Origin of the sequence: Shewanella sp. ECSMB14101 (assembly GCF_000773485.1) — a bacterium.
Taxonomy (GTDB): domain Bacteria; phylum Pseudomonadota; class Gammaproteobacteria; order Enterobacterales; family Shewanellaceae; genus Shewanella; species Shewanella marisflavi.
Window position 1 is genome coordinate 112656 of sequence record NZ_JSFF01000011.1, and the last position, 26630, is coordinate 139285.

21 protein-coding genes are annotated in these 26630 nt (G+C 47.9%); 12 read left to right on the forward strand and 9 right to left on the reverse strand.

Going from position 1 to position 26630, the window contains the following annotated elements; genetic code table 11:
* Positions 1 to 16: 16 nt before the first annotated feature.
* Positions 17 to 1336: a dicarboxylate/amino acid:cation symporter gene (locus NY07_RS10125; RefSeq protein WP_033539232.1), complete on the reverse strand. Its 1320-nt coding sequence runs from the start codon at positions 1334 to 1336 to the stop codon at positions 17 to 19.
* A gap of 216 nt (positions 1337 to 1552) precedes the next feature.
* Between NY07_RS10125 and NY07_RS10130 the strand changes: the two genes are divergently transcribed.
* Positions 1553 to 4009 carry an Ig-like domain-containing protein gene (locus tag NY07_RS10130; protein ID WP_033539233.1) on the forward strand — a complete coding sequence of 819 codons (2457 nt, stop codon included), beginning with the start codon at positions 1553 to 1555 and terminating at the stop codon, positions 4007 to 4009.
* A gap of 157 nt (positions 4010 to 4166) precedes the next feature.
* On the opposite strand, the gene astB is transcribed toward NY07_RS10130, so the two are convergent.
* Positions 4167 to 5504, reverse strand: coding sequence for an N-succinylarginine dihydrolase (gene astB, locus NY07_RS10135; RefSeq protein ID WP_033539234.1), 1338 nt, complete (start codon positions 5502 to 5504; stop codon positions 4167 to 4169).
* Positions 5505 to 5863: 359 nt separating this feature from the next.
* Here astB and topA point away from each other — a divergent pair, with 359 nt between their 5' ends.
* The 6 genes from topA (at position 5864) to NY07_RS10165 (ending at position 11460) form a co-directional block, all read left to right on the forward strand.
* On the forward strand, positions 5864 to 8518 hold the full coding sequence (gene topA, locus NY07_RS10140) for a type I DNA topoisomerase (RefSeq protein WP_033539235.1): 2655 nt from the start codon (positions 5864 to 5866) through the stop codon (positions 8516 to 8518).
* 179 nt (positions 8519 to 8697) lie between these two features.
* On the forward strand, positions 8698 to 9273 hold the full coding sequence (locus tag NY07_RS10145; protein WP_033539236.1) for a YceI family protein: 576 nt from the start codon (positions 8698 to 8700) through the stop codon (positions 9271 to 9273).
* A 117-nt stretch (positions 9274 to 9390) separates the two neighbouring features.
* Positions 9391 to 9744 carry a DUF3802 family protein gene (locus NY07_RS10150; RefSeq protein WP_033539237.1) on the forward strand — a complete coding sequence of 118 codons (354 nt, stop codon included), beginning with the start codon at positions 9391 to 9393 and terminating at the stop codon, positions 9742 to 9744.
* Between the two features lie 98 nt (positions 9745 to 9842).
* A complete protein-coding gene (locus tag NY07_RS10155) occupies positions 9843 to 10130 on the forward strand; it encodes a hypothetical protein (RefSeq protein WP_033539238.1) in 288 nt (95 codons plus the stop codon).
* A gap of 23 nt (positions 10131 to 10153) precedes the next feature.
* Positions 10154 to 10516, forward strand: coding sequence for an STAS/SEC14 domain-containing protein (locus NY07_RS10160; protein ID WP_033539239.1), 363 nt, complete (start codon positions 10154 to 10156; stop codon positions 10514 to 10516).
* Between the two features lie 83 nt (positions 10517 to 10599).
* Positions 10600 to 11460, forward strand: coding sequence for a putative ATP-dependent zinc protease (locus NY07_RS10165; RefSeq protein ID WP_373681776.1), 861 nt, complete (start codon positions 10600 to 10602; stop codon positions 11458 to 11460).
* A gap of 64 nt (positions 11461 to 11524) precedes the next feature.
* On the opposite strand, the gene NY07_RS10170 is transcribed toward NY07_RS10165, so the two are convergent.
* Complete coding sequence (locus NY07_RS10170; protein ID WP_033539241.1) at positions 11525 to 14122, reverse strand: PAS domain-containing protein; 2598 nt, start codon at positions 14120 to 14122, stop codon at positions 11525 to 11527.
* A 121-nt stretch (positions 14123 to 14243) separates the two neighbouring features.
* A complete protein-coding gene (locus NY07_RS10175) occupies positions 14244 to 15746 on the reverse strand; it encodes a methyl-accepting chemotaxis protein (protein WP_033539242.1) in 1503 nt (500 codons plus the stop codon).
* Between the two features lie 395 nt (positions 15747 to 16141).
* On the opposite strand from NY07_RS10175, the gene pheS reads away from it, so the two are divergent.
* From pheS to lpxM, 4 genes are all read left to right on the forward strand, one after another.
* The gene (gene pheS / locus NY07_RS10180) at positions 16142 to 17125 is read left to right on the forward strand and encodes a phenylalanine--tRNA ligase subunit alpha (RefSeq protein ID WP_033539243.1); all 984 of its coding nucleotides are present in this window, start codon (positions 16142 to 16144) and stop codon (positions 17123 to 17125) included.
* A 14-nt stretch (positions 17126 to 17139) separates the two neighbouring features.
* Entirely contained in the window at positions 17140 to 19527 is a 2388-nt protein-coding gene (gene pheT, locus NY07_RS10185) for a phenylalanine--tRNA ligase subunit beta (protein WP_033539244.1), read from the forward strand.
* A gap of 4 nt (positions 19528 to 19531) precedes the next feature.
* Positions 19532 to 19828: an integration host factor subunit alpha gene (gene ihfA, locus NY07_RS10190; protein WP_011866012.1), complete on the forward strand. Its 297-nt coding sequence runs from the start codon at positions 19532 to 19534 to the stop codon at positions 19826 to 19828.
* 153 nt (positions 19829 to 19981) lie between these two features.
* Positions 19982 to 20917, forward strand: coding sequence for a lauroyl-Kdo(2)-lipid IV(A) myristoyltransferase (gene lpxM, locus NY07_RS10195; protein WP_033539245.1), 936 nt, complete (start codon positions 19982 to 19984; stop codon positions 20915 to 20917).
* Positions 20918 to 21022: 105 nt separating this feature from the next.
* Here lpxM and NY07_RS10200 read toward each other — a convergent pair whose 3' ends face one another.
* Positions 21023 to 22129 (reverse strand): phosphoribosylaminoimidazolesuccinocarboxamide synthase, encoded by a 1107-nt coding sequence (locus NY07_RS10200; RefSeq protein ID WP_033539246.1) that lies wholly within the window; start codon positions 22127 to 22129, stop codon positions 21023 to 21025.
* 322 nt (positions 22130 to 22451) lie between these two features.
* Here NY07_RS10200 and NY07_RS19025 point away from each other — a divergent pair, with 322 nt between their 5' ends.
* Positions 22452 to 23750 carry a hypothetical protein gene (locus tag NY07_RS19025; protein ID WP_052125593.1) on the forward strand — a complete coding sequence of 433 codons (1299 nt, stop codon included), beginning with the start codon at positions 22452 to 22454 and terminating at the stop codon, positions 23748 to 23750.
* 65 nt (positions 23751 to 23815) lie between these two features.
* Here NY07_RS19025 and hisIE read toward each other — a convergent pair whose 3' ends face one another.
* From hisIE to hisH, 4 genes are read right to left on the reverse strand one after another with little or no spacing between them, the layout of a single operon-like run.
* Positions 23816 to 24433 carry a bifunctional phosphoribosyl-AMP cyclohydrolase/phosphoribosyl-ATP diphosphatase HisIE gene (gene hisIE / locus NY07_RS10210; RefSeq protein ID WP_033539247.1) on the reverse strand — a complete coding sequence of 206 codons (618 nt, stop codon included), beginning with the start codon at positions 24431 to 24433 and terminating at the stop codon, positions 23816 to 23818.
* Between the two features lie 27 nt (positions 24434 to 24460).
* A complete protein-coding gene (hisF, locus tag NY07_RS10215) occupies positions 24461 to 25234 on the reverse strand; it encodes an imidazole glycerol phosphate synthase subunit HisF (protein ID WP_033539248.1) in 774 nt (257 codons plus the stop codon).
* Complete coding sequence (gene hisA / locus NY07_RS10220) at positions 25216 to 25953, reverse strand: 1-(5-phosphoribosyl)-5-[(5-phosphoribosylamino)methylideneamino]imidazole-4-carboxamide isomerase (RefSeq protein WP_033539249.1); 738 nt, start codon at positions 25951 to 25953, stop codon at positions 25216 to 25218. The genes hisF and hisA overlap by 19 nt, the downstream gene beginning before the upstream one ends.
* Complete coding sequence (gene hisH / locus NY07_RS10225) at positions 25950 to 26630, reverse strand: imidazole glycerol phosphate synthase subunit HisH (RefSeq protein WP_033539250.1); 681 nt, start codon at positions 26628 to 26630, stop codon at positions 25950 to 25952. The genes hisA and hisH overlap by 4 nt, the downstream gene beginning before the upstream one ends.

The following is a 26630-nucleotide window of genomic DNA, read 5'->3' on the forward strand; positions in this document are numbered from 1 at the left end:
TGGGAAATATTCGGCCTTACTCTTTCAGTTCGGCGTTAACCTGATCGACGAAGCTACCGGCAGTTTTACCTGCTTGAGGGTCATCAAAGGTCTCTTGATTAAAGGCATTTTCCGATTTGGCAATGATAAGCGTTGCAACCGAGTCACCGGTGACGTTGACTGCGGTGCGAACCATATCCAGCAGTCGGTCAACACCCATGATAAGCGCGATACCTTCGACCGGAAGTCCAACCTGGTTAAGTACCATAGCCAGCATGATAAGGCCTACTCCAGGGACACCCGCGGTGCCGATAGAGGCGAGGGTAGCTGTTACCACGACCATAGCATAATCGGTAATAGTCAGATCGATACCAAATACCTGGGCGATAAAGACAGTCGCGACACCCTGCATAATGGCGGTACCATCCATATTAATGGTGGCGCCCAGAGGCAAGGTGAATGAAGCCACCTTATTGTCGACCCCCAGACGATGCTCAGACGTTTCTAAGGTGACCGGCAGGGTAGCGTTAGAGCTGGCGGTGCTAAAAGCAAACAGCTGCACATCACGCATTTTGCGAATAAAGGTAAATGGGCTTAACCCTGAGAAGAGTTTTAATAGCACTGGATAGCTGATAAAGGCGTGCACTAATAAAACCGCTAGCACCACCATGAAATATTTCACTACGCTTTCAAAAGTCTCAAGACCTAAGGTTAAGGCCAGTTTACCCATAAGGGCAAATATACCGTAAGGCGCCAGTTGCATGATTAGGGTGACCACGCGCATGATCACTTCGTTTAAATCGTTAAATAGTGCCGCGACGCGTTTACCGCGCTCACCAATATGGGAGATAGCGAAACCGAAAATCACCGCAAAAATGATGATCTGCAGCATATTCCCTTCAGTCATCGCCTGTATTGGGTTACGGGGAACGAGATTGATCAATACATTCGATAGGCTAGGGGCTTCTTTGACGCTGTATTGCATGTTTTCGGCGGCCAGAGAGGCATTGCCTGGATGAACTAAGAGTGCGACCAAAATGGCCATTGAGAGAGCAATCGCTGTGGTAAATAGATAAAAAGCGATGGTTTTTCCGCCTAGCCTACCTAAGGATGAGGGGTCACTGAGTGAACAGGTACCACATACCAAGGAGATAAAGACCAGAGGGACGACCAACATCTGTAAACTGGAGATAAAAATACTGCCGACCACGTTTAACAGGCCGTTAGTAATATACTCTTCGATAAACTCGCTACCGGGAAAGAAACTGCGAAGAAGCAGCCCGGTTAAAATGCCTCCACCCATACCAATGAGTATTTTTCCGGTGAGGCCAATCTTCTTGTTTTGCGTGCCAGACATAGTGCTTCCTGTATTATTTTTATGCTTTTCAATTTGCCCCTAAAGCCTAGCAAGAAACCTAAGGTGATGAAATGGGAAAATAGTTAAAGTTTTTACCGCTTTTACGTCTTTAATCGCGATTAGTGATGGAAAAGTTATGGGAAAATTGTGTAATGTTAGCCTATAAGTAATAAGCAGATGCTTTTAATGATAATCTGAGTAACAGGGAGTCTGACAATGAAGTCAGCGTTTAAAGTTTTTACCTCATATTTATTTTTACTTTTTATTGTTGCCTGTAGTGGCGGGGGAAATGTCACAGATGATGGTTCAGGAGGAACACCAACTCCACCGACTATCTCTGTAGAACTGTCTATAGACAATACGCAGATCTCAGTTGCTGAGCCAGCAACTATTACCGCAAAGGTGAAGGATTCAACAGGTGCACCGGTGAGTACCTTAGTGTCATTCAGTTTAAACAATGATTCTTACGGTACTTTCTCACCTGGTACGGGTGAGGTTGCTACCGATTCTGAAGGTATTGCACAAGTCCGTTTGGATACGGCGGCGATCAACACAGGGGCAACGGTTACAGCAACCACGACTTCTGGTGAGAGTGCATCGCTTAACGTGACCATGGTTGGTGATGGCGGTGAAGCCGGTGGTGGAGCCCAGGTTTCTGTGGCGCTCACCGATAGCGCAGGTAATCCTATTCAATCTATCAGTATTTTAGAGCCTGGCAAGATTACCGCCACGGTAACCGGTATCTCTAAGCCAACTATAGTGACCTTTGCTACCACTATTGGCGACCTGCCTATTAAGACAGCGGTAACTAATGCTGAAGGTAAGGCGAGTGTTGATATCTACGCTGGAAGCTCGCTCGGTGCGGGTGAGGTGACGGCGAGCCTTTCAACCAATGAAGTGGGTAAGACTATTGTCGTGGTTGGCGCTACCAATGTGGTGATGGGGAGCGGCGATCCTTTTGTTCAAGGCCAAGCTGAAATCAGTACCAGCACTTTATCGGCAGGTGGCACCGCAACCATTTCGGTGCTCATTCAAGATGATAAAGGAAATCCTTTTACTCAACCTGTGGATGTGAACTTCTCATCAACCTGTGCGACCAAGAGTCCTGCTCAGGCAGAAATTAGCTCACCAGTCTCTTCTAGCAATGGTATCGCAACTTCTACCTACCGTGCGCAGGGGTGTGTTGGCGAAGACCAGATCAATGTTACCGCCAATGCCGGTGGCATCAGCTTATCTGCTACTGGCACTTTGAATGTATTGCAAGCCGATGTGGGCAGTATCGTATTCGACTCTGCAACACCTCAGAATATTGCCATTCTTGGGACAGGTGGCGTCGAGTCTTCTGTAGTCAAGTTCAAGGTGCTGGACAAGAACAGTAACCCAGTTCCCAACCAAAATGTGTTGTTTTCACTCAACACTAAGGTTGGCGGTGTCGATATTTCACCTCTGCAGGCGACAACCAATAATAATGGTATCGTTCAGACTGTTGTCACGACAGGTACGGTAGCGACTTCGCTGCGTGTTACCGCAACCGTTGATAATGGTGCAGTACCTGCGATTTCGAGTCAGTCGAGCCAGTTAATTGTATCGACAGGTATTCCTGATCAAGACAGTTTCTCACTGTCTGCAGAAGTACTCAACGCAGAAGGTTGGGATCAAGATGGTACTAAGGTGGTGGTGACGGCGCGTATGGCCGATGCCTTTAACAACCCGGTACCTGATGGAACAACCGTTTCATTTACCACCGAAGGTGGTGCTATTGAAGACGCTTGTCAGACGGTTAATGGTGCCTGTTCGGTGACCTGGACCAGTCAACTGCCACGTCCAGAAGGTGAGACTCTTATCTCTGGAGCTGGCGAAATGGTTCGTAATCCGAGTGCCGCTTTGATCTACTATCCGACGCTAGGTGTGTACGGTAACGTTTATGGCCAGAAATATGGCGGCCGCGCGACCATTACTGCGACAGCGATTGGTGAAGAGTCATTCCCTGATCTTAATGGTAATGGCCGCTTCGATGCGTCAGAGATGGCTGAATTTACCAATGGTAAAGATGTTACCGGTCAGTCGTTTGACCTTACCGATGCCTTTAATGACTACAACGAAGATGGTTTGTTTAACCCACAGCAGGCAGGTGGGCAAGAGGGTGGTACCCTTGAGGAGTTAATTGACTTTAACTCTAATGGTGTATTTGAAGCTAAAGATGGCAAATACAATGGGGTATTGTGCTCTGATCCTGTACATGCTGGCTGCGCCGATGGTGTGAACGATTCTAAGTCGCTATACGTACGTCGTAGTTTAGTGCTGGTAATGTCCGGAAGCACCGCGTATGCAACAGCACCTGCAGATATCCTGATCAGTGATAAAGATGGCGATCATTACGGTGGTAGCATCAATATCGTGGGTAAAGGTGCGGCGAGTGTCTCCTTCACAATTTCGGATTTGCATAACCAGCAGATGCCAGCCGGTTCTAAGGTTCGCTTTAAGACGAGCGCAGGTTCGGTTGTTAGTAATGCTGAATATGTCTGGCCAAGCTCGAACTACAATGGTGGTCGCGAGTTTACAGTGACCTTGAAAGGTGAAGATGAACCTAATACAGGTGTCTTTATCGTAGAGGTTGAAACCCCGGGTGGACTTATTACACAAGTGGTTTCAATTGGCGTGAATATCTTATAGATATCCCCAATAAAAAAGACGCCTTAAGGCGTCTTTTTTTTGATCATTTGAATGCCCTAGAGTGTTTTAGCTAAGCAATGGTAGGGTAATTATTCTTATAAAGGTGACAAAAAAGCCATCTTAAAGATGGCTTTTGCTTTTGTAACTCGTATACCGTTTACTTCTGGAACTGATAGACGCTGCCTAGCTTCATGATCTGCGTCAACTCATCGAGTGCCGTGCGTGACTCAATGATGAGCTGTGGATCGGCGAGGTCTTTGATAGCGAGCTCATCACGGTAATGCTTGTCCACCCAAAGGTTGAGCCTGTTAAACAATTCATCATTCATCAGCGTATTAGGGTTAACCGCTGCGAGTTCTGTTTCATTCATGGCGACACGTAGGCGCAGACAGGCTGGTCCGCCACCGTTTTGCATACTCTGCTTCACATCGAAATAGTGTACCTGCTTAATTGGCGTACCAAAGGTCACTAACTCGTTAAGGTAGGCATAGACGGCTTCATTTTCCTGACAGTTAGTTGGTGCAATAATTGCCATCTCACCGTTTGGTAGGGTGACGATCTGGGTGTTGAACAGATAGCTCTTCACCGCATCTTGGATGCCCACTTTGGCGGTAGGCACTTCAATGAAATGCAGCGCTTTACCGTTAAATTTATCTTGGATCTCGGCCAGCTTCTTTTGGGTGTCAACAAATGCTTGCTCATGATAGAAAAGCACATTTTGGTTACCCACGGCGATCACATCGTTATGGAACACACCTTGGTCGATGACATCAGGATTTTGCTGGATAAAGACACTGCTCTCGTCATCGAGTTGATGAAGACGAGCGATAGCTTGTGAGGCTTCTAGCGTCTGTCTTGCCGGGTATTTCTTTGGTTTGGGCGCACTTGGGTTGGTTGCTTCCTGGCCATAGACAAACAGCTCGATACCGGCATGGCCGTATTCACTGCATAGACGAGTGTGGTTGGCCGCGCCTTCATCGCCGAAGCTCACGTGCTCTGGCAGGTGCTGATGATGGTGGAAGTAGCGAGAGTTGTTAAAGGTGGCTGCTAAAATATTGCCAGTGGTAACAGGTTCGATGCTGCGATGGAGCTTGTCTACTAGGTTTGCCGGCGTGAAATGAATTTTACCGTCATGGGTATCGGCGCTTGGAGATACCGTTGCGGCATTGGCGGTCCACATGCTCGATGCGCTACAACAGGCTCTAAGGAGCGCAGGCGCCTGCTTAGCGGCTTTATTGAGTACTTCGGCATCTGTGCCTGAAAAACCAATTCGACGCAAGGTGTGGAGGTCTGGGCGCTCCTGAGGCGCAAGCATCCCTTGGGCTAAGCCTAAGTCAGCTAATGCTTTAGCTTTTTTGAGTCCTTGCTTCGCGGCTGCCTTAGGGCTGGAGACAGCGGCAGCATTATTTAAAGAAGCCACATTGCCATAAGACAGTCCCGCATAATTATGTGTCGGTCCGACGAGTCCATCAAAATTTGCTTCGTAATGCTTCATTGCACATCCTTCAAGTTATTATTGCTTTAATTTTCCATCTCAACACAGCTGGAGATGGCGGAGTAATTCGTTGAATTTGTGGACCAGTATACTTGAGCTTTAGGGCTTAACAAGCTAGGGGAAATCGGCCTTATCTGTGATATCGGCTCAGAAATGCATAAGTATTGCTTGCTAGATAGGGAATAATGAAATATTAGTTTTTAATTACGCAATATTATTTTTCACATTTTTTTCAAAAACGGTTAAAAATTGGCTCGCCGTAACAAATAAAGTAGGGATTAGCTTGAAACTATTGATACAACCCTCTATATATGGAGCCAATTTACAGAATTTTGAGACTTTTTGGCGCAGATCATTCTATGGGTAAATCGCTAGTTATTGTCGAATCACCGGCCAAAGCCAAGACTATTAATAAATATCTCGGCAAAGATTACATCGTAAAATCGAGTGTAGGTCACATCCGTGATCTCCCTACATCTTCGAGCAGTGACGCGAGTTCGGCAACGAAAACGCCCGCTGAAGTGCGCAAGATGTCCCCCGAAGAAAAGACAAAATATAAGGCAGACAAAGCGAAAAAAGCACTGGTCGCGCGTATGGGTGTCGACCCTGAGCGAGGTTGGAAGGCAAAGTATCAAACCTTGCCGGGTAAAGAAAAAGTCGTTAAAGAATTACAGTCACTTGCTGAAAATGCAGATCATATCTTTCTCGCAACCGATTTGGATAGAGAGGGGGAGGCAATTGCATGGCATCTTCAAGAAGTGATTGGTGGGGATCCAGAGCGCTATCAGCGCGTGGTCTTTAACGAGATCACTAAGAGTGCGATTCAAGAAGCCTTTAGTCATCCGTCACAGCTTAATACCAATATGGTCAATGCGCAGCAGGCGAGGCGTTTTCTCGATCGCGTGGTGGGCTTCATGGTATCACCGCTGCTGTGGAAAAAGGTGGCACGCGGCCTTTCAGCGGGTCGTGTACAGTCGGTTGCGACTCGTCTGGTGGTTGAGCGTGAAGGTGAAATTAAGGCCTTTGTGCCCGAAGAGTTTTGGGATATTCATGCCCAGCTAACCACCTTAGGTAATGAACCGCTTAAGATGCAGGTGGCTAAGTTCCAAGGTGAGAGCTTTAATCCGGTTAACCAAGCCCAGGCTATGGTGGCCGTCGAGGCGTTAACCGATAGCCAGTATCAGGTGACCAGCCGTGAGGTCAAAGGGACCTCAAGCAAGCCTTCGGCACCTTTTATTACGTCGACGCTTCAGCAGGCCGCCAGTACACGTCTCGGTTTTGGTGTGAAGAAAACCATGATGATGGCCCAGCGTCTGTATGAAGCGGGTCACATCACCTATATGCGTACCGACTCGACCAACCTAAGTCAGGAAGCGCTCGATAGTGTGCGTGAGATGATAGGCAAAGAGTTTGGTGATAAGTATCTACCCGATGCGCCAATTCGATATGGTAGCAAAGAGGGCGCTCAAGAGGCTCACGAAGCGATTCGTCCTTCTAATGTGAGTGTGACCGCCAGCAGTCTGACCGATATGGAGCGTGATGCTCAGCGTCTCTATGAGCTGATTTGGCGTCAATTTGTGGCCTGTCAGATGACGCCTGCGAAATATGATGCAACACGCCTTACGGTGACGGCTGGAGATTATGAGCTTAAAGCCAGCGGACGAACGCTTAAGTTTGACGGTTGGACGCGCGTACAGACCGCGATTAAGAAGAAAAACGAAGAAGATAGCACTTTACCTCTAGTCGCAGAAGGTGATGTGTTGGCTTTGAACGAGCTTCTGCCTAAACAGCACTTTACTAAGCCGCCAGCACGTTATAGTGAAGCGTCTTTGGTCAAAGAGCTTGAAAAGCGAGGAATTGGTCGACCTTCGACCTATGCCACCATCATTTCAACGATTCAAGATCGCGGTTATGTGAAAGTGGAGAATCGTCGCTTCTATGCAGAGAAGATGGGCGAAATCGTCAGTGAAAGTCTCATTGGTAGCTTTGAAGATCTGATGAGCTACGACTTTACCGCTGGCATGGAGCAAACACTGGATAACGTTGCCCAGGGCCAGCTCGAATGGAAGAAGGTACTCGACAACTTCTATAAAGATCTCACCGCTCAGCTTGAGAAAGCCGAATTGCCGCCGGAAGAAGGTGGCATGCGTCCTAACGAGATGGTGCTGACGGATATTGCTTGCCCGACTTGCGGACGTCCTATGGGGATTCGTACCGGTACTACAGGCGTATTCCTTGGGTGTTCGGGTTATGCTTTGCCGCCGAAAGAGCGTTGTAAGACAACCATGAACCTGACGCCGGGTGAAGAAGCGGTCAGTGAAAACAGCGAAGATGCCGAAACCGATGCGCTGCGTGCAAAACACAGATGTGGCGTCTGTGGCACGGCTATGGACAGTTATCTCATCGATGAAAAGCGTAAGCTGCACGTTTGTGGTAACAACCCTATGTGTGGTGGCTATGAGGTTGAGCAGGGTCAGTTTAAGATCAAAGGCTATGAAGGCCCAATTATTGAATGTGATCGCTGCGGCAATGATATGGAGCTGAAGAACGGTCGCTTTGGTAAGTATTTCGGTTGTACCAATAGTGAGTGTAAAAATACCCGCAAGCTCTTGAAAAATGGCGAAGTTGCACCACCTAAGGAAGATCCTATCCATCTACCTGAGCTCAAGTGCACCAAGTCTGACGGTTATTTCGTCTTACGTGATGGGGCGGCTGGCATCTTTATGGCGGCCAGTACTTTCCCTAAATCTCGTGAAACCCGGGCACCTCTGGTAGAGGAGTTGGTCAAATACCGAGATCTGCTTTGGCCGAAATACCAGTATTTAGCCGATGCACCAGTGACCGATGATGAAGGTAACAAGGCCTTTGTGCGCTTTAGCCGCAAGACCAAGGAGCAGTATGTTGCCACTGAGGTCGATGGCAAGGCGACGGGTTGGATAGCCAAATATATTGATGGAAAGTGGGTCAGCGAGACGAAAACCAAGGCCAAGCCTAAGGCGAAGAAGAAAGCCTAATCCACAATATAAATAAAAGCCCTAACATTGTTAGGGCTTTTTTGTTGCGACTAATTTAGTGATTCATAATCTGTTGTATTAGGCTAATATAGTTAAGATCATCTTGTTAATCATTAAACTAGGTGATTTTTTATTTACGCGAGTTTCAATGGACACTTGTCAATCAGATGGAGAGAAAAATGAAGACATTAATCATGGCAGTCGGTTTGGGGATGTTAAGCTTAAATGCCTATTCGGCTAGTTGGCAGGTGAGTAATGAGGGATCACGGGTTAATTTTATTTCGATAAAGAAAGGTGATATTGCTGAAGTGCATCATTTTTCCGAAGTCTCGGGTGAGCTGAGTGATGCGGGGGCTTTCTCTTTGTCTATTCCGCTGAGCAGTGTAGTGACCAATGTCGATATCCGCGACCAACGTATGAAAGAGATCTTATTTGAGACGGCGCAGTATCCGGCATTGAAATTGAGTGCAAAAGTTGATGCCAGCCAGATAGAGCAGGCCAGTGTGGGAAGCATAATGTCGATGACCATTGAAGCAAGCATTAGTCTGCATGGACAAAGCCAGACAATACCTGTGATGGTTAGCGTTGCCAAGTTGGCTAAGGATAAGCTGATGGTGGCCAGTGAAGCCCCTCTGGTGGTGAATGCCGCCGACTTTGGTTTTACATCCGGGGTTGAAAAGCTGAGAGAACTGGCAGGCTTATCTTCTATTAGTCTGGCCGTGCCTGTTTCATTTGTATTAACACTAAAGCGTTAAAAACGTGCACTGACAACAAGATTAGCAACAGGATTTATACCATAATGGCGGTATAAACTGGATATTGAGCATGGGCTATACCATGCTCTTAGTTAAGTCGTGTGTTTAGGGCTAAAAATGGTTACTGATAAAGACGGGTACATACATTTAATACAATATCTTACTGAGCATTTAGGACTTTTCGAAGCCTCTGAAGCGGGCGAGATGGGTGGTGAGACTGTGATGGAGTTGTTTGAAGAACAACTTGCGGCGCAGATCATCATGGTGTGTGGTCAAAATCCCTCTTTAACGTTTGCTGAACGTAATATGGTGATCAGAGAGGTCGATGCTATCGTCTATGATTTAGAAGAGATTTTAGCTAAGGTCGCTAACCATAACGCCACGACAGACCAAACTCTGTTTATCACAGAATTTTCTGGCTTGATCAAAAACTTATTCGATCAGGAAATCGCCAAGATGCAGCAAGCGTAAATTTGTAATCAGTAACAGGTGTTTACAACTCATCGCTTGAGAAGATCTCGCTTTATACCTACTGTTAGATTAAATGCCGGGTTCGGAAAATTTTGTTGATGTCAGCAGCCTCAATCAGTAAACAACATTTTATTATTTACGCTATTCTCGTGCTGTTTTGGTTCGCGTTTCAACTTTTCAGTGCCAATGCGTTAGCCTTTGGCTGGGGCTTTATTCCTTTTGTTGTTTCTTTGCCTTTTGTGCCCTTTATCTTGGTTTGGCTTGGGGTACAATTTATGCGTCATTACAGATATGTCAGATTAGGCCCTAATATCAGCGAGCACCTGACCCATTGCATCTGTACCAGTACTCTATTTTGTCTGTTTGTTTATCATTTTGTCTATTAGCGGCATTGAGTGGGGAGAGGACGATGATCCAATTATTATCAGGATTTGAGGACGATATCGTTGCGGTTAAAGCACAAGGAGTGCTGACTCGCGCCGATTATCAAGATAAATTGGTGCCAGCTATTGAGACTAAGTTACAAGATCACTCAAGCATTAAGCTCTGGTATGAATTTAGTGAAGCATTTGAAGGCTTTTCTGTTGAGACGCTGTGGGATGACGCCAAATTAGGATTCTTTCATTTGACGGATTTTACTCGAGTCGCCATCATCACAGATAAAGAATGGGTTGCTAATACTGCCAAAGTCATGGCCTATATGGCGCCTTGTCCTGTAAAGGTTTTTGCCCGCCAAGATGTCACAGAGGCAATGCAGTGGATAACAGATTGATTTTAAAGCTTTAGGATTACCAATTAAGCCGACGCAGAGTCGGCTTTTGTTTCATCGAATTTAGGAACTTGTATATGTTGAGAATGTTGACCTTAATTGCGCTACTCATGTTGGCGCCGGCTCATGCAGAGCAAAAAGCTGTGATTGGACAAACAGCCAAGATGACGGTTAATGAAGCCGGGCTTGTTTATCAAGCGCGGATCGACACTGGTGCAGGTAACACCTCTTTGCATGCCTATGATCTTGAGATCCAAGGCGGTAGCGCTAAGAAGATGAAAGATAATGTCGGCAAACTGATCTGGTTTACGACTGAAAATGCTGCCGGAGAGCGTAAACGCCTGAGCGCCAAGATAGTGAAAACCTCGACGGTCAGTAATTCGCAAGGCACTGAAACCCGCTATATGGTGGAGATGCATATTGGCTTTGGCGGCGATATTCGCAAGGTTAAGGTTAACCTTAGAGATCGCGGCCACATGGATTATAAACTGCTGATCGGCCGGAACTGGTTAAAAGGTAAATATGTCGTTGATGTGGCTGAGAAGCGCGTAATTGGCGCCATGGCCCCCATTAGTATTCTAGAGACGGGCTTAATCTTTGATACGCGAATCGATACAGGCGCCGTTGAAAACTCACTCCATGCGGTCGACCTTAAGGTAGAGAATGGCGTTGAGGATATGGAGCAGAATGTTGGTAAGATGCTCTATTTTACGACTGCGAATGAGAAAGGCGAGTCTAAACGAGTTCACGCTCGCATCGTTGAAACCTCGCTTATCCGCAATGCCCAAGGTAGCGAGGTGCGTTACATGGTCGAATTAAATGTGGGTGAGCCGGGCCGAGAGTATAAGGTTAAAGTTAACCTCAGGGATCGCTCTAAGATGACGAATAAGCTACTCATTGGCCGTAACTGGTTGCAGGGCCACTACCTGGTTGATGTCGCCTTGTAGGGCAATTTAATTAAGCGAAAATCCCCGATGAGGTTTATTGTCTCATCGGGGATTTTTTATTTTCCTAAAGGCGTAAGCGGCAGGTGATCTCTGTGAACTGCTCAGCCTGAGCCTGTATGGTGAGGTCGCCGGAAAAGTGAGCCTTCAGCCAGCGATTGATATTCTCTAAGGTGCCGTGCCCCTGGCCTTGATTGGTAAGGGCATGGGTTAATTTTTCAAGTTCAATGGGGCTGATACCTACACCATTGTCCCTCAAAATGAGAGTGAGCCTTCCTTCTTGGTAGCAGACACGAATAGATAACTGTTTAGGTCTTTGTATCGATTGATGCTCGGGAAAAGCATGCTGAAGGCTGTTATTGATTAATTGATGGCAAAGCACCAAAAAATGCCAGGGTGAAATGGGCACTGTCAGATGATGGGGGCAATCAATAAGTACCTCTACCTCCAGAGACTGTAGCTGAGGCTGCAGCATGGCGATGAGATCGTGTATGAAGAGATCGGCCACCGTTGAGCGGATATCGGTAATATCGGCGCTAATCAAAGATTGCCCGTGACGTATGATATCTATTTGGGTTGTTAACACTTCGGCAAATTGTGCTAGGTGTGCTTCATCAGCGGCATTGCTATCTAATTGGCGCAGCATGATGAAGATTTGTTCGAGTGCCTGTAGCTCCTGACGCAGTAGTTGATGCAATACTCGGGGTAAGATCTTCTGCTGGGCCAACTCGATCTGTTTTAGCTGCGCTAAGTCTTGGCGCTCCAATCCTTCCGGCACTGCTGTGTGCAGTTTTGCATCTAGCGCCTGTTTCAATTGGGCATTTTGGGATGCTTGCGCCTTAATGGTATCTTCCATCTCCTGTTGTTTGGCTTTTAGGCTGCTGATGTCGACCGCCATGGCGCCCAGCGCAATGACATTACTGTCTTGATCTTTTATCGGATATTTGGTGAGTAGGAAGATGCGCTCACCCTGTACCGTTGGCATAGGTTGTTCAAAGCATTGGGCCTGATCGCTGTCTAAAATGATACGGTCATGGTTGCCGATGATAGCTGCAATATCCTGGGGGTAAAGATCGCTATCGCGGGCACCAATGACCCGGCTGCGCTCTATGCCCATCACTTCACAAAACTTATCATTGACCAGAGAATAGCAGCCGTTGGTGTCCTTGATGCAGATCAGATTTTGTGAGGCGTTGAGCAGGGAGTTGATCAACTCCTTCTTGTTTTCCAGCTCTTGCTGCGCCAGTTGTTGCATGGCCAATTGTTGCTCAAGTGCGAGATTACTGGCATCGAGACTAGCGTATGCGATCTCCAGCTGATTGCTGCGGGCAATGAAGGCTTTTGCCAGTTGACTGAGCTCATCCCGACGTTTGTTGGCGTCTAGCTCCAGGCGTCCCAAATCGCCGCTTTTCAGCGCCGAAACGATCTGAAAGATGGGACGGATGAAGAGTTTGTGTTGGAAAATGAAGAGGATTAATAGCGCAAGTAGCTGCGACAGTAACAAAAATGCACCTATCTTAAGCGCGATGGCATTGGCTTGAGATGAGAGACTTGATAGTGGGGTGACCAAGATGATCTTCCACTGAGTTTGAGCCATGGTCAGAATTGACACCAGCACAGGCTCGTTAAACAGGGGATCGCTGTCAAGCTCCAAGGTGACGATTGGCTCCTTATTGTGATTAGCCTGTATCGCGCCATTGATCAGGGTGCTCAGGCGTGTTCTTTCCTCCCTTGGGGTAAGGGCCAGTAATTTTTCCAGCTGATCGGGTCGGTAGGCCGGATTGTCCTTCATCTGCGTGGCAAAGGCTTGATCCATCTGTTCAATGCTTGTCTGTACAGCCTTTAGCTGAGGATATCGCTGCACGAGTTTGGTGAGGGGCTGTCCTAGCATGTCTCCTTGATTATCCGCACTGTCATCGAATGGATCGGCCAGGAGATTGTTATAACTGTCTAAAGCGAGAATGTAGCCCTTAGAGAGGGGATTCTGATCAGAAAAATGAAAACGTTTGTCTAAACCGCTCAAGGCGATATCCACAGTAGCGACACCGATAAAGCTATGAGCTGCTCGCATTGGCACGGAAGCTGTGAGCATGACTTCTTGGGTATAGGGATCTACATAGGATTTTGACCAGTGGATATGTTCATCTTGAAAATATTTGGCAGGTAAGTACCAGAAGGCTTGATGGTAACCAGGATCCTCGTCATTGTTGTAACTGTCCAGAAATTGAAATTCATTGTGTTCATTTCTCGCCCAGAAGAAGCTATTGCGCGCTTGCTCTTTGCCAAACATACCTGGCTCTGGCCAGATCCCTCCACCGGCGATCAGTTGATGACGCTGGCCAATATCCAGCAGTGAGGGAACAAGCTGCCTGATGATCTCATCTTGTCCACGGTAGGTTTCGCCGACAATGGCAATAGAGTTGGCCAGGGTCTCAATTTTCGAGGTAACTTGCTGCAGCTGTTCTATGACTGCCAGGCCATAGTTTTGACTTAAGGAGAGTTGAGTATCCATATGGTGTTTCTTCTCAGTAGAGAAGATTAACCAGATGCTGGATATGATGATCAGCGCTGCGACCACAAATTGGATGATGGTGAATTTAAAGGTAAGGCTATTTTTCCATTGGGTATTTAATGAGCTGGCCTTGTCTTTGTTATTGTCGACCATATGGTGGCGCGATCCGTTCATTAACGAGTGATAGCTCAAGATTAAATCAAAACAAGGCAGGTTTAAACTCTTGTGAGTGCTGCTTAGGGCAGATAACTACTACCCTAAGCAGTTAAGACGACTAGATTTTTAATCCAACGAGCAGTTGATCGAGTTGTTCCGCCGTGGCGTGCAGTTCATCACAGCCAGAGACTGATTGATTCGCTGACTGCTCGACGTCGTGAGACTGGTTACGGATCTCCATCAGATTTGTCGCTATCTCGTTGGCGACCGCCGATTGCTCTTCGGCTGAGGTGGCGATGAGTACGCTCATCTCGTAGACCCGTTCGCTGTGATGGGCGATGGCTTTAAGATCTTCTCCTGTCTCAAGTACGTGTTGTTTACCATCTTGCGCCTTTTCAACCGTGCGCTTCATCACTTGGGTAAGGGCTTGAGAACCGCTTTGCAGCGCTTCAATCATGGCTTTAATCTCGACGGTAGCGGCCTGGGTACGACCCGCTAAGGTTCTCACTTCATCGGCGACTACGGCAAAGCCACGACCTTGCTCGCCCGCGCGGGCTGCCTCGATAGCGGCGTTGAGGGCCAAAAGGTTAGTTTGCTCAGAGATGGCATTGATGGTGGTCACCACCTCATCGATCTTGGCGGCGTTGTCGTTAAGGGTGTTGACCGCTGATGATGCCTCACCAATCTCGTGGGTGAGATCGCCAATCGCTTCTACCGTGGTGGCGATATCTTTCGAGCCCGCCTCGACCTGTTGATTGGCTTCTTGGGTCTCGCTAGAAGATTGCTCGGCGTTGCGGGCCACCTCTTTCACCGCGGCGGTCATCTCTTCCATAGCCGTGGCTAAGGAGTCCAGATGTTGACGTTGCTCGGCTGCCAGACTCTGTCCCTCTTGGGCTGTTTGCCTAAATGCCTGTACAACGGTGCGTATTTGACTGCTGGCCTGAGTCATGCGGGTCACCAGCTGATGTTGGCGCTCGACTAAGGTATCTATGCTTACCGCCAAAATACTGAACTCGTCTTTAACCTCGAAGAAATTTAGCCGACCGGTGAGATCGCCATCGGCAGCGCGCTTTAATGCCATTACATTGGTATACAGGGCGCCACCAACAAACGTAGAGATATAATAGCTGCTGATGAGGATAACCAAGATCAGGGTCACCAGGCTGATGATCACTATGTTTTGTGCCGAGCTCAGCACCTTGTCGAGCTCGTTGACTTGAGTCTTGGCGACCAAGCCAGTGTTTGACGCTTGGCTAAAAGCTTGTATCGCCTCGCCATTTACCATGGAGCCGCCACCATTATCAACCAGTCGGGCAGCGTCTTGGCGCAGCGATTGTTTGGTTTCGGCAAAACCGGCATTTATGAGTGCCTGTTGGTAGCTGTCAGCCTGGGTTTTGGGGACATACTGCTGACTGAGGTCAATTAATGCCACCATCTTTTGGGCGTCGGCCAGGGCGCTTTGTTGATGGCTCTGTTTAAGCTGGCTGTTGAATTGGCCGTAAAGGATATAGGAAAGCCCCATGAGGGTGATGATGGGGATAATGGCAAGTATGGTGAACTTGGTTTTCAGGGTCATATGGATAAGATATTGATCTATCCATCGAAATTTCACTTCTCTCATAGCTATTCTCTGTCGCCTTAGGGATATGATCACCTTATCGGATGCTGGACAGCATTTCTGAATGACAAAATGTCGTTAAGGCGCTTGTTTGTTGTTTATTTGTACTGAGGTGTTGTCGTTATTGCTAAATAAGTTACCGCTCAAGTTTACATCCTCAACCCTGTGGCGGCGAATCAAAATTACATTTTGGGCTGGCTTTTTAATCGATATTAGATTGCCTAGCCGATGGGTGAGTCTTTTCTCACGGATTTCGTTAGAAAAATACCAAATAAGCCCTAGTCAAATCCCTTGTGGTCACGTAAAATTTGTCTCTTTTTCTATTTTCGTAAAGATAAATAGTCAGCATATAGAAAGTCTTGGCTTCCACCTTGGGAGCAGGCGTACTGGAAGAGATGATGTCAGAGTTAACAGAAATCGTAGAACAGGCCTTGCAGGCGATCGAAGGGACAGATGATCTGAAAACCCTCGATGAGCTTCGTGTCGATTACCTGGGTAAGAAGGGTAAGATCACCGACATGATGAAGATGATGGGTAAGCTTAGCGCAGAAGAGAAGCCTGCTTTTGGCCAGGCGGTTAACCAGGCTAAGCAAGCGGTACAACAAAAGCTGTCAGAGCGTATTGAGGGACTCAAAGCCCTCGAGCTGGAAGCGAAATTGAGCGCGGAAAGCATAGACGTTACTCTGCCGGGACGTCGTATCGACAATGGTGGCCTGCACCCAGTGACCCGCACCATCGAACGTATTGAAACCTTCTTTGGTGAGCTCGGATTTAGCGTAAAGCAGGGGCCAGAGATCGAGGACGATTTCCATAATTTCGATGCGCTGAATATTTCTGAGCATCACCCAGCTCGTGCCGATCACGATACTTTTTATTTTAATCCTAAGTTGATGCTGCGTACCCAGACTTCGGGCGTGCAGATCCGCACCATGGAAACGGAAAAGCCGCCGCTGCGTATCATCTCTCCGGGCCGCGTTTACCGTAATGATTATGATCAGACTCATACCCCTATGTTCCACCAGGTGGAAGGGTTGTTTGTCGATGAAAATGTTAACTTCGCCGAGTTAAAAGGGATCTTGCACGATTTCCTGCGTAACTTCTTCGAAGAAGATCTACAAGTTCGCTTCCGTCCCTCTTATTTCCCGTTCACTGAGCCTTCAGCGGAAGTGGATGTGATGGGTAAAAACGGCAAGTGGTTAGAAGTCTTGGGTTGCGGCATGGTTCATCCTAATGTGCTGCGCAGCGTCGGTATCGATCCTGAAAAGTATCAAGGCTTTGCCTTCGGTATGGGGGTTGAACGTCTCTCAATGCTGCGTTATGGGGTGAATGACTTGCGTTCATTCTTCGAAAACGACCTACGTTTTCTTAAGCAATTCAAATAACGGAGCGAGTAAAAATGAAATTTAGTGAATCTTGGCTTCGTGAGTGGGTCAATCCAAGTATTAGCCGTGATGAGTTATCGCATCAGATCACCATGGCGGGTTTAGAAGTCGATGGTGCTGATGCTGTCGCAGGTGAATTTTCCGGCGTCATCGTAGGTGAAGTGGTCGAGTGTGGTCAGCACCCAGATGCTGACAAATTACGAGTGACCAAAATCAATGTAGGTCAAGATGAGTTGATCGATATTGTCTGCGGTGCACCAAATTGCCGTCAAGGCCTGAAAGTGGCTGTGGCCATGGTAGGCGCCGTGTTACCGGGCGACTTTAAGATTAAGAAAGCCAAGTTACGTGGTCAGCCCTCATTTGGTATGTTGTGTTCATATGGTGAGCTGGGTATCGATATCGAGAGCGATGGCATCATTGAGCTGCCACTCGATGCACCTATTGGTCAGGATGTGCGTGAATATCTGGATCTTGATGATGCGGTGATTGACGTCGACCTGACGGCCAACCGCGCCGATTGTCTCGGCATGGTGGGCCTGGCCCGTGAAGTGGGTGTACTTAACCGTCAAACGGTTGTTGCGCCGACTTGGGATGCGGTTACGCCTAGCATTGATGCTGCTATCGAGATTGATAACCAGGCGCCAAGTGCTTGTCCACGCTACCTGGGCCGAGTCGTTAAGAATGTTAACGTCAAGGCGCAGTCACCACTTTGGATGCAGGAAAAACTGCGTCGCAGCGGTATTCGCTCAATCGATCCTATTGTCGATATTACTAACTATGTGTTGATCGAGTTTGGTCAGCCGATGCACGCCTTCGACTTGGCTAAAATTGACGGTCAAATCAAGATTCGTCTGGGTGATGGTGAGGAGAAGCTGACACTGCTTGACGGCAATGAAGTAAGAGTGCCAGCAGATACCCTAGTGATTGCCGATAACAGCCAGCCATTGGCCTTAGCGGGCGTATTTGGCGGTGAATACTCAGGCGTCACCAGCGAGACACAAGATATCCTGCTTGAGTGTGCTTTCTTTGCACCTTTGGCCATTATGGGTAAATCTCGCCGTTTAGGTCTGCACACAGACTCATCACACCGTTTTGAGCGCGGCGTCGACCCTGAACTACAGCATAAGGTGATGGACAGAGCCACACGTCTTGTGCTGCAGATCTGCGGTGGTGAAGCCGGCCCCGTTGTTGAGTCAAAGTCTGATGAGCATCTGCCAAAGCCTGCTAATATTCTGCTGCGTCGCAGCAAGCTGGATCGCGTACTTGGTCATCATATTGCTGATGCCGATGTTATCGAGATCCTGGAACGCCTGGGCTTTAGCGTATCTCGTGTCGACGATAACTGGCAGGTGACGACGGCGACTTATCGTTTCGATATGGCGATCGAAGAAGATCTAATCGAAGAAGTTGCCCGCATCTATGGTTACAACAATATTCCTAATGTAGCGCCATTAGCAGCTCTTAGCATGCCGCTGCACAACGAGGCCGATATCGACCTTAAGCGTGTGCGCGCCATGATGGTCGCTCGCGGTTTCCAAGAGGCTGTTACTTATAGCTTTGTCGATCCTAAGCTGCAACAACTGGTTCATCCGGGCGTTGATGCCATGATATTGCCAAATCCTATCTCGGTTGAGATGTCGGCAATGCGCTTGTCTATGTTCACTGGTCTGTTGACAGCAGTAGGTTACAACCAGAGTCGTCAGCAGGGGCGAGTGCGTCTGTTTGAAACGGGTCTGCGTTTTGTACCTGATGAGAAAGCAGAATCTGGTGTGCGTCAACAAGCCATGCTAGGTGCGGTCATTTCGGGTAACCAAAATGACGAACATTGGTCGATGGAATCAAAAACGGTTGACTTTTTTGACCTTAAGGGCGATCTGGAAGCCATTATCGGCTTGACAGTTTCTGAGGATGAATTTACTTTTAAAAAAGCATCTCATCCGGCGCTTCATCCGGGGCAATGTGCTGAAATCTTAAGAAATGATCGTGTAATTGGTGTCATTGGTGCCGTTCATCCGAGCCTTGAAAAGCCCTTTGGCTTAAATGGTAAAACGATTGTGTTTGAGCTCGAATTAGACGCCTTATTGCACGCAAGTTTGCCGCAAGCCCAGACTGTGTCTAAGTTTCCAGCAAACCGACGTGACATAGCCATCTTAGTTGATGAAGATGTCTCGGCAGGAAAAGTTGTAAATTTGATAAGAAAAGTTGGCGAAAATCAGTTGGTTGGCTTAAACTTGTTCGATGTATACCAAGGTAAAGGTGTTGAACCAGGTAAAAAGAGTCTGGCGATAGCACTTACACTACAAGACAACACTCGTACACTTGAAGAGAAAGAAATTGCTGAGATGGTTGAAAAGGTAGTTTCTGAACTCAAGACCGAGTTCAACGCATTGTTGAGGGATTAAAAGTATGGCACTTACCAAAGCCGAAATGGCAGAACATCTTTTTGAAACGCTTGGTATTAACAAGCGAGTTGCTAAAGAGATGGTTGAGGCGTTTTTCGAAGAAATTCGTCAAGCTCTCGAGAACGGTGAGCAGGTCAAGTTATCTGGCTTTGGCAACTTTGACCTAAGGGACAAAAATCAAAGACCGGGTCGTAACCCTAAAACAGGCGAGGATATCCCAATTTCGGCTCGCCGCGTGGTGACTTTCCGCCCGGGACAAAAGCTAAAGAGTCGTGTTGAAGAGGCTAACGCCGGTAAGTAATCCGACTCGATAAGATTGAGAAGGCCACTCCTTGAGTGGCTTTTTCTGTTTCTTTTGAATTGATTATTTGTTGTTAAGGCCTATGTGTCGTCACAGGCACTGGATGAGTAAGAGGTTGTACTCTTGTCTAGAGAATCCGTATCTAAAAAAACCATGTCTAAAAAGCCGAAGTATTTCGATCGCCGCTTTCGCGCGGAACTATTACACCCCAAGTATTGGCTAACCTGGTTTGCCATCGGCATTTTAGTGGTGTTTGGCTTAATGCCGGCTTGGCTTAGAGATCCCATTGCACGTTTGTTGGCGCGTTTGGTTAAAAAGATAGCCAAGAAGCCGTTAAAGGTGGCCAGGGCCAATCTTAATGCCTGTTTTCCGAAGATGTCTGAGGTTGAGGTCAATAAACTGCTCGATGACAATATCGAAAATTTTGTGATGATCTTGCTCGCTCAGTCGGAACTCCTGCTGCGATCTAACGCCCATCTGCGCCGCCGCGTAGAGCTTGAGGGGTTTGAGCATGTGCAGCGCGCCCGAGATGCGGGGCAACCGGTGATTTTTATTATGCCTCATGTGTGGGGCATAGAGTATGCTGGGCTGCGTTTAAATATTGAACTGCCTATGGTTTCAATGGCCAAGGCGCATCGCAATAAGTTGTTCGATTGGTTTAACAACCGCATGCGCAGCTCTAAGGGTGGCAACATCTACATGCGTGAGGCGGGCATTCGAGCGCTGCTGTCTGAGTTGAAAAACGATAACAGCTTCTTCTACCTACCCGATGAAGACTTAGGGCCAGAAAAAAGCGTCTTCGCGCCGTTTCTCGGAACGGTTAAGGCCACTTTACCTGTCGTGGGGCGTCTAGCCTCGGCGGGAAATGCCCAAGTGATGCCGGTGAAGATTGGCTATGATCAGAATAAACGCAAGTATCTGTTAACCGTATTGCCGCCTATTTCACCCGATGAGATGCAGGGTAAGGAAAATGAGGCGTTAGCCCTTAATCGCGCCGTTGAGCAAGTGATCAACGCCTATCCAGAGCAGTATATGTGGTTCCTGAAACTGCTGCGGACCCGCCCTCCGGGTGAGCCATCTATCTATTGATTGCTATAAAGAAAGGCCACATCCTTTAGGGGATGTGGCCTTTTAATCTTTCTGGTAAGCGCTAATCCAACAAGTCGATTGACCAGCGCTCTTCACTAAATTCTATCAGTCTTGGATCAGCTGATATTCATTGCGCAGAATATCGATGATCTCCTGGCGAGGATTGTCGCTTAAGTTTAGCTTCTTACCAATAATGGTCTCGGCGATACCCACATAGGTGTTAGAGATATCCATCATCACTTCGGTCGGCAGCTTGTTATCTTTGGCCAGGGCAAAACGCTCAGGCATACGCTCTTTGTTCAGCAGGATATCGGGATCCGGGAAGTGGTTTAGCAACCACTGTCTGAAACCTTCTTTCGATTTTTCGATGATCTTGCCGTTACGACGAGCTTCGCCGTCCCAGATGCGTGATGAGTCAGGGGTACCCACTTCATCCATGTAGATCAGTTTTTCATTGCCATCGGCGCCTTTGACATAACCAAATTCAAACTTGGTGTCGACAAAGATTTGATCTTGCTCGGCCAGTGCCTCGCTAATGACGGCAAAGCCTTCTTTTAACAGCTTTTCGTACAGGTCGATATCGTCTTTGCTGTGGAAGTTAAAGCCTTCGAGGTGACGCTCAAGATCGGCGCGAGAGACGTTCACATCATCGGCTTCGGGTACGCCTTCAAGACCTGTCAGTACGCCCTTAGTGGATGGGGTGATCAGCACTTCTTCAAGCTTCTGATCTTTCTCTAAGCCTTCAGGTAGCGTGATACCGCAAAAATCGCGCTCGCCTTTGCTGTAGGCGCGCCACATAGAGCCAGTAATATATTGTCTGGCGATCGCTTCAACCATTACAGGCTGCGCTTTTTGAACAATCCACACAAATGGATGTGGCACATCCAGGATATGGCTGTCAGCGAGACCTTTTTCCTTAAATAACTTGAACCAATGATTTGAAATGGCATTAAGCGCCGCGCCTTTACCTGGCACGCCATTGAGGCCATTTTCACCCTGCCAGATGCAGTCAAAGGCTGAGATACGGTCACTGATCACCATGATGGCCAGTGGTGTATCGGCAGGAACATCATAACCCTTCTGCTGGATAAGACGTGCACTGTCTTCTGCGGTTAACCAATATACGCTGCGGACTTTACCTGAATGTACCGGCTTATCGGTACGGATAGGCAGGTCGTCATTAACGGCTAAAACTTTGTTTGATTGATTCATAGGGTATTATTTTTTATGTGTAATGTTAGAGGAAGAAATTACCGCGAAATTGTAGCAGAACTGCCAATGGACAACAGCTATTTCCGTTTAATTCTTTTCGTGAAAACAGAGTGTTTTCTATAGCGACTGATGGTGCCTGTTTGAGGGGGGGCTTACTTAGTTAGCCATTTTATGTTCAATAAATCAATGAGCTAATATGGATTAGTCATAAGTTAGCCATTTTTAGATTTATATTCTAATCTAAAATTGCTTTGCACTTCACATGTTGCTTTGCACTTTTAGATAGTTCACTAGTTTAATTAAAGTTGTTAAGGAAAATGACATGAATAATAAACTGATTGTTTTGCTTCTTTCATTCACACTTGTTGCTTGTGGAAGTGATGATGACACGACTAAACCTCCAACGGTAACCCCACCGCCAACTTCAACAGTTAGTTCAGGTGTTTTCATTGATAGTGCAGTAATTGGTATCGGCTATCGCACGGAAACATTAAGTGGTGTAACGAATGAGCAAGGCGAATATGACTATATTGAGGGTGAGACAGTTACTTTCTTTATTGGTGACCTCGAATTTCCAGCGACTGCAGCGACAGGAGTGGTGACGCCTCTCAGTATTGCAGCGACAGAAGATGTGACTAATTCGTCGGTCGTGAACATGGCAAGACTTTTACAAACATTAGATAAAGATGGTGATGCTAGCAATGGTATAACTATCACTCAAATGGCTATTGATTCTGCGGAGCCTGTAGATTTTAATTTAAGTATCACAGATTTTGCTGCTTTACCGGCTGTACAAGCAACAATAAAAAATGGTGGTCAGGATACGGCTGTGACAGCGCTAATTTCTGAAGATGATGCGCTAGATCATCTTTCTAAAGAGCTTAGAGATAACAATGTACAGGTTGGTATTGTTGGTACATGGAATCAGGCTGAAGCTAGCACTGGTGATGCAATGAATGATCTGCTTAGTTTTGTCTTTTTTAATGATGGCACCTATGTTCATTTAGAGGTTGATCTTGAAGACGCGGACGGAGAGATATCCGGTATGGAGTGGGGAACCTATGAACGAGACAGTACCACTGGTCGAGTGTTACCAACTCAAATCTTTGATGAGAATGGTGATACTGGCTTAACTGATTTCACTTCGGCTGAATGGGCTCCAAGACTGTTTGCTGATGTCACCGATGGTCAGTTGGTATTTGATATCGATGAAGATGCTGATGGTACATCTGATGGTACAATCTCGTTTAATCCATTGCTTGATGATGGTGTTGTTGGCACTTGGGTCGTTAGGGATCGTAATGGTAGTGATGTAGATGAGAATGATCTACTGATGTTCATCTTTTATAACGACGGCACTTATGTTCATGCAGAAGTTGACTTCGGAGATCCTACCGAGGAATCTGGAATGGAGTGGGGCACTTATGCTATTAATAGTGAAACAAATCGTATGACTGTCACACAAACCTTTGATAGCAATGGCGATACGGGATTGACTGATTTTGCCGTAAATCCTGAGCTTGGGCTATTTGTTAGTGTTGAAAACAATGTATTGGTTTTGAGCGTTGATGAAGATGGGGATGGTGTCCTCGAAGAAACGCTTAATTTTACTCGTCAATAATTTTACTTATACATGTTAAGCCCGTCGGTGTCTCTCCGATGGGCTTTTATTTTATTAGACTGAATTTATTTGGTGTTACCGTGGCGCTCTTGTAAATTGGCGGTGATCGCTTCAAGACTGAGGTCTTGATCTTCCAGCAGTACCAAGAGGTGATAGAGGAGATCTGATGCCTCGTTAACCAATTCTTCTTTGTCATGGGTGGCTGCGGCCAGGGCGGTTTCCAGCCCCTCTTCGCCAACTTTTTGGGCGATGCGTTTAGTGCCGCGCTCGAATAGGTGAGCCGTGTAACTGCTCTTGGCATCTTGCCCCTTGCGGGATTTGATGAGTTTCGCCAAGTTGTCGATAAAGGGATGGGCTTCGCCATCTGGCCAGCAGCTTTCCCGTTCGAGGTGACAAGTGGGACCATTGGGGATCACCTGTACCAGCAGGCTGTCGTTGTCGCAGTCGCTGTCGATGGCGACCAAGTCTAAGGTGTTGCCTGAAGTCTCGCCCTTAGTCCACAGGCGCTGTTTGCTGCGGCTGAAAAAGGTAACTTTGCCGCTTGCCAGGGTGTGAGCCAGTGCGGCCTTGTCCATATAACCCAGCATCAAGACTTTTCCGCTGAGGTGGTTCTGCACCACGGCGGGCACTAATCCCTGTTGCTTTTCCCAATCTAAACTGTCGAAATCTTCTAAGTTTTTCATTTTTAATCCTTGAGCATGATGGCACCCCTACAGGCGCATCTGAATACCCTTATCTTGTAGATAACGCTTAAGCGCCTGAATGTCTATGATGCCTTTATGAAACACGCTTGCCGCCAGGGCTGCATCGACATTCGCCGCCGCAAACACCTCATAAAAGTGTGCCATGGTACCGGCACCGCCTGAAGCGATAAGCGGTACGTCGCAGATGGCGCGCACCATGCTGAGCTGCTTGATGTCGTAGCCTTGTCTCACACCATCTTGGTTCATCACATTGAGCACTATCTCGCCGCAGCCGCGTTTTTGTACCTCTTCCACCCAGTCCTGGGTGTACCATTGGGTATCTTTAGTGGCGGCTTCGTCACCGGTAAACTGTTTCACCTTGTAGCTGTTGGTGTCAGCATCATAGTAAGAGTCTATGCCTATCACGATACATTGGCGGCCAAACTCATCTTGTAGGCGGTCGATCAGGCTGGGATCGCTTAGCGCCGGTGAGTTGATGGAGATCTTATCGGCGCCAAAGGCCAGCTTCTCCCGTGCCTGCTCAATACTCTTGATGCCCCCGGCGACGCAGAAGGGGATATCTATCTGCTCGGCGACGCGGCTGACCCAGCTTTTATCGACAACTCTGTCGTGGGCACTGGCAGTAATGTCGTAAAACACCAGCTCATCGGCGCCCTCTAAGGCGTATCTGGCGGCAAGCGGCACGATATCACCGACGACCTCATGGTTACGAAACTGCACGCCCTTAACGACTTTGTCGTCGCGAACATCCAGACAGGGGACTATGCGTTTGGCCAGCATGCGATCGCCTCCTTCACGTTAAAGTTATTGATCAGCAGCGCCTTACCTATAATGATGCCACTGGCGCCGCTATCGCGCACCGCGGCCACATCTTCTAAGGTGGCAATGCCGCCCGAGGCCTGCCAGGCGATATCGGGGTAACGCTGGGCAATCTCTTGATATAACTCGGTATTGCTGCCCTGAAGTGTGCCGTCACGGCTGATGTCGGTCACCAGAGCATGCTTAAGACCATAGGGGGCAAAGGCGGCCACCAGAGATTCCAGCGTCTTACCGCCGCCGCTTTGCCAACCCGATACGGCCACTATCTTCTCACCCGCCTCGTTGATGTTGACATCCAGCGCCAGACAGATGGCGTCGCTGCCGTAGGTCTTGAGCCAGCCCTGTACTAACTCGGGCTGTTTCACGGCCAGAGATCCAATCACCACCCGTTTGACACCGAGTTCTAACAGCTCTTTGACCTGGGCTTCGCTGCGAATACCGCCGCCAACCTGAATGTTGGCCTCCAATCCGTTCACCAGATCACCAATCAGCTGAGTCTGACGCTTATCGGGATCTTTGGCGCCGGTCAGATCGACAATGTGTAGCCAGGTCGCGCCCTGTGCTTGATAGGATTGCAGCTGCGCCAGGGGACTGTGGTCGAAGGTGGTCTGTTGGGCATAATCGCCCTGATAGAGACGCACCACCTGACCGTCAATAAGATCGATTGCTGGGATGATCATTGGGCCTTCTCCTTAGCAAAGGTGTTTTTGTCCATCTTCATAAAGTTCTTCAAGATAGTGGCGCCAACGGCAGCACTCTTTTCAGGGTGAAACTGCACCCCCATAAAGTTGTCTTGGGCGATGGCGGCGCTAAAAGACTCACCATAGTCACAGCTGGCGATGGTGAAGTCGCCAAGGGGCGCGCGGTAGCTGTGGACAAAATAGACATAACTACCAGCTGCAACACCCTCAAAAAGCGGGTGCTCGCTCGGGGTTATCTGATTCCAGCCCATATGAGGCAGGGGCAGTCCTTTAGCATCGAGTTGTTCGATATTGGTGTCGATCAGGCCAAGGCATCGGCAGTCTTGGCGCTTATTCTCGTTACTATTGTTGTTTCCATCTTCGGCAAGATAGCCGCCGCGCTCCTGTGAGCTTAGCGTCAGCATCTGCATGCCGAGACAGACGCCCAGTACAGGTTGAGTGAGCGACACTAAGGTGTCGATCAGCTGTTTGTCGCTCAGTGCGGCCATCGCCGCCTTTGCGGTGCCGACGCCGGGCAGTACTACTCGAGTCGCCGCCTTGATCTTGTCGATATCGTCACTGACTTCCACCTTCGCGCCAATCCGCTCGAAGGCGTAGCGCACCGAGCTTAAGTTAGCACAGCCGGTATCGACTATGATGGTCGTGTCTTGTGTCAT

Coding starts and splice junctions, on each gene's coding strand:
- NY07_RS10175 (WP_033539242.1), bottom strand. CDS start 15,746: ATGAGAGAAGTGAAATTTCGATGGATAGATCAATATCTTATCCATATG.
- NY07_RS10150 (WP_033539237.1), top strand. CDS start 9,391: ATGGTTACTGATAAAGACGGGTACATACATTTAATACAATATCTTACT.
- astB (WP_033539234.1), bottom strand. CDS start 5,504: ATGAAGCATTACGAAGCAAATTTTGATGGACTCGTCGGACCGACACAT.
- NY07_RS10145 (WP_033539236.1), top strand. CDS start 8,698: ATGAAGACATTAATCATGGCAGTCGGTTTGGGGATGTTAAGCTTAAAT.
- NY07_RS10165 (WP_373681776.1), top strand. CDS start 10,600: ATGTTGACCTTAATTGCGCTACTCATGTTGGCGCCGGCTCATGCAGAG.
- NY07_RS19025 (WP_052125593.1), top strand. CDS start 22,452: ATGAATAATAAACTGATTGTTTTGCTTCTTTCATTCACACTTGTTGCT.
- NY07_RS10130 (WP_033539233.1), top strand. CDS start 1,553: ATGAAGTCAGCGTTTAAAGTTTTTACCTCATATTTATTTTTACTTTTT.
- pheS (WP_033539243.1), top strand. CDS start 16,142: ATGTCAGAGTTAACAGAAATCGTAGAACAGGCCTTGCAGGCGATCGAA.
- NY07_RS10125 (WP_033539232.1), bottom strand. CDS start 1,336: ATGTCTGGCACGCAAAACAAGAAGATTGGCCTCACCGGAAAAATACTC.
- hisH (WP_033539250.1), bottom strand. CDS start 26,630: ATGACACAAGACACGACCATCATAGTCGATACCGGCTGTGCTAACTTA.
- NY07_RS10200 (WP_033539246.1), bottom strand. CDS start 22,129: ATGAATCAATCAAACAAAGTTTTAGCCGTTAATGACGACCTGCCTATC.
- NY07_RS10170 (WP_033539241.1), bottom strand. CDS start 14,122: ATGGTCGACAATAACAAAGACAAGGCCAGCTCATTAAATACCCAATGG.
- pheT (WP_033539244.1), top strand. CDS start 17,140: ATGAAATTTAGTGAATCTTGGCTTCGTGAGTGGGTCAATCCAAGTATT.
- hisIE (WP_033539247.1), bottom strand. CDS start 24,433: ATGAAAAACTTAGAAGATTTCGACAGTTTAGATTGGGAAAAGCAACAG.
- topA (WP_033539235.1), top strand. CDS start 5,864: ATGGGTAAATCGCTAGTTATTGTCGAATCACCGGCCAAAGCCAAGACT.
- lpxM (WP_033539245.1), top strand. CDS start 19,982: ATGTCTAAAAAGCCGAAGTATTTCGATCGCCGCTTTCGCGCGGAACTA.
- NY07_RS10155 (WP_033539238.1), top strand. CDS start 9,843: ATGTCAGCAGCCTCAATCAGTAAACAACATTTTATTATTTACGCTATT.
- hisF (WP_033539248.1), bottom strand. CDS start 25,234: ATGCTGGCCAAACGCATAGTCCCCTGTCTGGATGTTCGCGACGACAAA.
- NY07_RS10160 (WP_033539239.1), top strand. CDS start 10,154: ATGATCCAATTATTATCAGGATTTGAGGACGATATCGTTGCGGTTAAA.
- hisA (WP_033539249.1), bottom strand. CDS start 25,953: ATGATCATCCCAGCAATCGATCTTATTGACGGTCAGGTGGTGCGTCTC.
- ihfA (WP_011866012.1), top strand. CDS start 19,532: ATGGCACTTACCAAAGCCGAAATGGCAGAACATCTTTTTGAAACGCTT.